The organism is Thermococcus sp. 101 C5, assembly GCF_009372125.1.
Lineage (GTDB): Archaea > Methanobacteriota_B > Thermococci > Thermococcales > Thermococcaceae > Thermococcus_A > Thermococcus_A bergensis.
Genome location: NZ_WHIZ01000086.1, coordinates 1 through 5,674 on the forward strand (window position 1 = coordinate 1; position 5,674 = coordinate 5,674).

Consider the following 5,674-nt stretch of genomic DNA (forward strand, 5'->3'; position numbering starts at 1 on the left):
AGTTTGAGGTTGGGTTATCTGCATGTGACTTTCGGGCCGAGGAACAGTGTTGAGCGCTGGTTTAGGACGTTGAAGGAGAGGACGAAGCGTTTCTGGAATAATTTCAGGGGTAAAGACTGGAGGAGGGTTCATAGGTTTGTTTTTCTGTTTGCCTTCTGGTATAATTTTGTCAGAATTCATTCTAGTTTTGGTGATCCGCCTGGTGATGTTACTGAATGGCTTCAGGAGGTGATGCCCCAGTTATCCTAACAGTATCAGTTCCATTTCCTAACAAACCAATTTTGTGGTGGCTGATTGTTATAGCATCTGGTATTTTAGGTTTTACAGTTGCTGATTTTATGTTCCTAAAAGGAATGAAAGAAATTGGAGTGTCAAGAGCTAGTATATTAGTTACTCCTCACCCTATACTTACGATGATATTGGCTCATTATCTCCTTGGAAGACCCTTGAATTCAGGAATTTTTCTTGGAGCCTTTCTTATAGTTCTTGCTGTTGTAATCTTGCTTAGCGAAGGCAAAAATAAAGAGTTAAAGGCTTCTTTTGGAAGCGTTCTTTGGGTCTTTGGAGCAGAAGCTTTGTGGACTATTGCTGTTCTCTTAACTGATTGGTTTGTTGAAAACGAGTCCCCTCTTCTTATTACAGGCCTACGCATAATAGGGGGAACCATAGGGGCCATGTTCTTTATCCCCTCTGTCTTGGAGGAGATAAAGAAAATTAGTGCAAGAGACTACCCTTGGATTATTATTATAACTTTCCTCGGAACCATTGTAGGGCAATATCTTTTTGTTATGGCAATAAGACTTGTTACTTCAAGCATTGCGACCCCTATAACAGAGTCTAGTCCAATTATGGCTACAATGCTTGCGACATTTCTTCTGAAAGAAAAGATCACAAAAAGAATCCTCGTTTCTATTGTACTTGCATCTGGGGGGATTATACTAATTGGAATTTTTATGTGAGGGTTAATGATATATTTTTGGTAAAGATTGTTATAGAACTGTTAATTTTTAATGACTATTAGATTTAAATTGACACATCCATTTCTAAGAGTTACAAAGAAATAGGACTTTCTTTTATAGTTGATACGATCTTGTGAATTTTTATTTCAATAAGTTTCGAAATATTTACATTACCTTAACTATATGTGCTAATTTTTCATTAGAACTGTTAACACCGAAATATTTATTAAGCAGAAAATAACTAGGCAAGTTTGATCATCAATGTTCGGTGATGTCACATGAAGGGACTAAAAGTTCTCGTGTTGGTGATTTTAGTCCTAGGTTTGGTAGTAGGGAGCGTAGCAGCAACTCCAGAGAAGAAAGTTGACCAAGCAAGGAATGTTGAAAAGAACTATGGTCTACTAACGCTAGGATTGTTCAGAAAAATCCAAAAATTAGATCCTAACGAAGAAATTAGTACAATAATTGTGTTTGAAAACCATAGAGAAAAGGAAATTGCAGTAAGAGTTCTTGAGCTAATGGGTGCAAAAGTTAAGCGTGTATACAATATTATACCTGCAATAGCTGCTGATCTCAGGGTAAGAGACTTACTTGTTATTTCAGGTTTAACAGAAGGCAGAGCTAAGCTTTCAGGTGTAAAGTTTATCCAGGAAGACTACAAGGTTACAATTTCAGCGGAATTAGAAGGACTGGATGAGTCTGCAGCTCAAGTTATGGCAACTTACGTTTGGAACTTAGGATATGATGGTTCTGGAATTACAATAGGAATAATTGATACTGGCATTGATGCTTCTCATCCAGATCTCCAAGGGAAAGTGATTGGATGGGTAGATTTTGTCAATGGTAGGAGTTATCCATATGACGACAATGGTCATGGGACTCATGTAGCCTCAATAGCAGCTGGTATCGGAGCGGCAAGCAATGGTAAGTACAAAGGAATGGCTCCAGGCGCTAAGCTGGTTGGAATTAAGGTTCTAGGTGCAGATGGTTCTGGAACTATATCCGCTATAATTGATGGTGTTGAGTGGGCCGTTAATAACAAAGATAAGTACGGTATTAGAGTTATCAACCTCTCCCTAGGTTCCAGCCAGAGCTCTGACGGTACTGATGCTTTAAGCCAAGCCGTTAATGCAGCATGGGATGCCGGGTTGGTTGTTGTAGTTGCTGCTGGAAACAGCGGGCCTAATAAGTATACAATTGGCTCTCCAGCAGCTGCAAGTAAAGTTATTACAGTTGGAGCAGTGGATAAATACGATGTTATAACAAGCTTCTCAAGTAGGGGACCAACTGCAGATGGCAGACTTAAGCCTGAAGTTGTTGCTCCAGGAAACTGGATAATTGCCGCTAGGGCAAGTGGAACTAGCATGGGTCAACCAATTAATGATTACTACACAGCAGCTCCCGGAACATCAATGGCTACTCCTCACGTAGCTGGTATTGCGGCTCTCTTACTCCAGGCACATCCAAGCTGGACTCCAAATAAAGTAAAAACAGCCCTCATAGAAACGGCGGATATCGTGAAACCAGATGAAATAGCTGATATAGCTTATGGTGCAGGTAGAGTTAACGCATACAAGGCCATAAACTATGATAACTATGCAAAGCTAGTGTTTACTGGATACGTTGCCAACAAAGGCAGTCAAACCCACCAGTTCATTATTAGCGGAGCCTCGTTCGTAACGGCAACATTATATTGGGATAACGCCAATAGCGATCTTGACTTATACCTCTACGATCCCAATGGTAATCAGGTAGACTATTCATATTCTGCTTACTACGGATTCGAAAAGGTTGGTTATTACAACCCAACTGATGGAACATGGACAGTTAAGGTTGTAAGCTACAGTGGAAGTGCAAACTATCAAGTGGATGTTGTAAGTGATGGTTCTCTTTCACAACCTGGAAGTTCGCCCTCTCCACAGCCACAACCTGAGCCAACAGTTGACACAAAGACCTTCCAAGGATACGTTCACTCCACATATGACAGAAGTGACTCCTTTACAATGAGTGTTAACTCAGGAGCTACAAAGATCACCGGAGACTTGGTGTTTGATACAAGCGCTCATGACCTAGACCTTTACCTCTATGATCCTAACGGGAACCTTGTAGATAGATCAGAGAGTTATAACAGCTATGAACATGTAGAATACTTAAACCCTGCTCCAGGAACATGGTACTTCCTAGTATATGCCTACTATACTTACGGTTGGGCTTACTACGAGTTGACCGCTAAAGTTTATTACGGCTGAAGCTTTTTAACTATTCTTTTTTTATTTTTAATTAAGGAGGTGAATTTTGTGAAAAGATTATTTTTAGAAATAATTATCGTTGGTTTACTTTTCTCTCCAGCATTTGCTTGGGAATATCCCTACATCTACAAACCCACTACTCCAGATACGGCCTTTGCGGTAATAGCACTGTATAAGGTGGGTGAATATGCAAGAGCCTTAGAGGGTTGTGAATGGCTAATGCAAATTAAAACACCTTTTGATTCTTGGGGTTATGCATATGGAGAAAAACACGAGCCTGAGTATACTGCTATGGCAATAATGGCGTTGATGAGGTGTGAGAATCTTGCTCACGGGAGGTATTATCCCACAATTACAAATGCAGCATACTGGTTGATCTACACTCAAAATTCTGATGGATCTTGGGATAGTTATTTTGGCACTGCCTTATCTTACATTGCCTTAAGGGAGTATTTAGATCTTCCCCCAAACGGATACATTGACATTAGAAATCAAGTTAAAGAAGCCGTGAGAAGAGCTAGAGAGTGGCTTCTTTCTAATGCCCCCTCTACAGATATCGAGAAAATATTTGGATTAATGGCTCTAGGGGATAAAAAGTCACTTGAGGAATTAGATATTAATGAAGAATTGGAAGTCTACAAGGCGTTTGCACTCTCTTACTTAGGAGAAAATGTAAATTTGCCTGTAAGGGACTACGATACTCCAATGGAAGTTGCAATGGCCTTATATGCAACTGAAAAAGAAGAATACAAAGAAAAACTACTTGATCTTCAACACTTTGGTTTTTGGGGAGTTTTGAGATATAGGGTTTTGGATTTGATTGATGTTTCCAGAATTAGTGAATTTAGGAATCTCACTTCGGTAGCGTGTCCCTACCTAGAGAAAATAACACCTCAATTTGATTGGGAAAAGGTTGTGCTCGCAGATTATTATCTTCAGTGTGGCGTTTCTCCTGAATTGCCTTCAAATATAACTGGGTTGCTCCCCTGGCAAATTGCTGAAGTTGCGAGAATTAAATATTATCTTGGATTGGATTACAATGATGAAATCAATTATCTCCTTTCTTCTCAGGAAAATGGAAAATGGAAAATGGAAAGACTTTTTCAATACTGAATACATCATCTTAGTCTTTAAGATGTTGGATATTCCTTACAATTATACTTCTTCTCTTGAATACTTGAAGGCTAACTTAACATGGATGATTAGTGAAAAAGATGACACGGGGGCTCCTATCTATTACAAGATACCTACATACTATTTTGCGTATGCCCTAGTTTTATTTAAAGAGTTTAACATGAGCGAAGAGTTTAATGCAACTCTAAAAATACTTCAGGAGAGGCAATATAATACAGGAGCATTTCCATACACTCAGGGATCTGTAGCGGGTATAACCTCCACTTCGAGAGTTCTTTGGGCTTTAGAAAAAGTTGGGCTTGTTGATTCTGAAATGTATAAAAAAGGTGTTTCCTACCTTAGAAAGCTTCTTTTTGCTGATATCCCTGAGCCTAGACTTGCCAATGGAAAGGTTTTCTTAGAGAACTCAACGCTTATCTTAATCCAGGATTCTAAATACATAGGAAATGCAACGAACTCTGCAGTAGTCTCAACACTTGATGGCTACATTGTTATCTATCCTTCTCAATATCCACTTTCAATTGAAGCATATGAGGTGCATGGATTTAGGCCAGAAAAGAATTGGATAGTTCTTCCGATAATACTCGCTATTGGAGGAGTGGCAATTGTTATCTTTAAGAAAGTGAAAATTAAAAGGTAACTACTTCTCTGTAGCTTCATATATCATCTTTTCTCCTTCATCTCCTACAAATTTGGCCTCATAGACTTTTTTGGTTCCATTGGTTGTTAATTCCATTATTACTTTTTTTACATCCTTTACGGGGATTTTCTCATTTGTTGTATACTCTTTTGATACAATTACCTGAGCAAAAACATCTCCTTTCCTTTCAAATTTGAAAACTAAAGTTCCATCTCTCAGCTCATATCCTTTGTATTCTATTCCTGCCATCCTAAAAGTTGCTCTGAGGGAATAATATTTTTCTTCATTTGCATACTGAGTTATTCCATATGCTCCAGCTACAACAAAAATTAAGGCTATTACACTGAGAACTTTCTTCATCATACGACACCATTTAATGTTAGAGTGTAAAAATATAAAAGGTTTACCCTAGTTCCCATTAGATCGTTAGAGTTATAAGCACTTAAGTCTTTTGATTGATTGGTGGTTGTATTGAGCTTTCAGAGGAAAATCCTGATCATAAAATCCGAAATCTACCCGATAATCAGCAAACACTACCCGAAAAACACTCACAGGGAAATAATCAGCCTCTACGACCTAATAACCTTCGCAATACTAGCACACTTGCACTTTAACGGAGTTTACAAGCACGCTTACAGAGTCCTAATCGAAGAAATGAAGCTGTTCCCCAAAATCAGGTACAACAAACTAAC

At 38.8% G+C, this 5,674-nt stretch carries 5 protein-coding genes and 2 pseudogenes; 6 read left to right on the plus strand and 1 reads right to left on the minus strand.

The window, feature by feature from the left end:
• The 5 genes and pseudogenes from GBV73_RS10205 to GBV73_RS11435 form a co-directional block, all read left to right on the plus strand.
• A pseudogene (locus tag GBV73_RS10205) lies at positions 1-249 on the plus strand (IS6 family transposase); the annotation flags it as partial.
• Complete coding sequence (locus GBV73_RS10210) at positions 216-959, plus strand: DMT family transporter (RefSeq protein ID WP_152881152.1); 744 nt, start codon at positions 216-218, stop codon at positions 957-959. The pseudogene GBV73_RS10205 and the gene GBV73_RS10210, both read left to right, overlap by 34 nt.
• A gap of 278 nt (positions 960-1,237) precedes the next feature.
• Entirely contained in the window at positions 1,238-3,208 is a 1,971-nt protein-coding gene (locus GBV73_RS10215) for a S8 family serine peptidase (protein ID WP_152881154.1), read from the plus strand.
• A 48-nt stretch (positions 3,209-3,256) separates the two neighbouring features.
• Entirely contained in the window at positions 3,257-4,321 is a 1,065-nt protein-coding gene (locus GBV73_RS11430) for a hypothetical protein (protein ID WP_253910359.1), read from the plus strand.
• A complete protein-coding gene (locus GBV73_RS11435; RefSeq protein WP_253910360.1) occupies positions 4,251-4,982 on the plus strand; it encodes a hypothetical protein in 732 nt (243 codons plus the stop codon). The genes GBV73_RS11430 and GBV73_RS11435 overlap by 71 nt, the downstream gene beginning before the upstream one ends.
• On the opposite strand, the gene GBV73_RS10225 is transcribed toward GBV73_RS11435, so the two are convergent.
• A complete protein-coding gene (locus tag GBV73_RS10225; protein WP_253910361.1) occupies positions 4,983-5,342 on the minus strand; it encodes a hypothetical protein in 360 nt (119 codons plus the stop codon).
• 102 nt (positions 5,343-5,444) lie between these two features.
• Here GBV73_RS10225 and GBV73_RS10230 point away from each other — a divergent pair.
• Positions 5,445-5,674 (plus strand): annotated as a pseudogene (locus GBV73_RS10230) (IS982 family transposase); the annotation flags it as partial.